At 60.6% G+C, this 851-nt stretch carries 1 protein-coding gene; it reads left to right on the top strand.

The window, feature by feature from the left end:
• Positions 1 to 851, top strand: an 851-nt coding sequence (locus RM463_RS17430; protein WP_311430772.1) for a VCBS domain-containing protein, incomplete at both ends; no start/stop codon positions are given.

Genomic DNA, 851 nt, shown 5'->3' with positions numbered 1-851 from the left:
GATGCGACCGATGTCACCGACAGCTTTGGCATAACGGCCAAGGACGACGGCGTCGAAACCGAAACCGCGACACAGAACCTCGACATCAAGATTGTCGACGATGCGCCGACCGCGGTTGATGATGCCAGCAGCATCACCGAAGACAGCACCGTGGCGGCCAGTGGCAACGTGATCGGCGGCGCGAACGCCTCCGCCAACGATGCCGCGGATACCGTGGGTGCCGATGGCGCTACCGTCACCGCCATTGCCAGCAACAACGTTAGCGGCAATACGCCCAGCACCAATGCCGATGGCGACCGGGTGATTGACGGCGAGTTCGGCACCCTGACCATCAAGTCTGATGGCAGTTACGACTATGTGTTGGACAACACCAACCTGAACGTACAGGGCCTGCTGGCTGGCGAAAGCCTGAGCGAGACGTTCACCTACACCCTGACCGATGGCGATGGGGATACCGCGGACGCGATCCTGGATCTGACCATCAACGGCGCCGACGATGGCGTGACGGTCACGGTACCGGCGGACATCGCCGCGACCACGCCGGATGGCGACAACACGGATCACGTTGTCTTTGAAAGTGGCTTGGCCGATGGCTCGAACCCGAGCGCAACCGATACCCAAGTAGTGTCCAACTTTACCCTTAAGGCGCTGGATGGCCTGGCGACCGACGGCGGTGTGACGCTGGCGTACACCAACGTGAACGGCGAAGCGCGCACGCTCTCATTGAGCAAGGCGCAGGTTGAAGCGCTGGCGACTCAGAGCCAGACGATTGACACCCAATACGGTGAATTGGTGCTCAACGGCTACCAGCAAGCCGTCGATGGCACCATCACCATTGACTATAACTACAC

The sequence above is a fragment of the Halomonas sp. LES1 genome, assembly GCF_031846005.1.
GTDB lineage: Bacteria > Pseudomonadota > Gammaproteobacteria > Pseudomonadales > Halomonadaceae > Halomonas.
The sequence above is the reverse complement of the archived record's forward strand: the minus strand, read 5'-3'. Positions and strand labels throughout refer to the sequence as shown.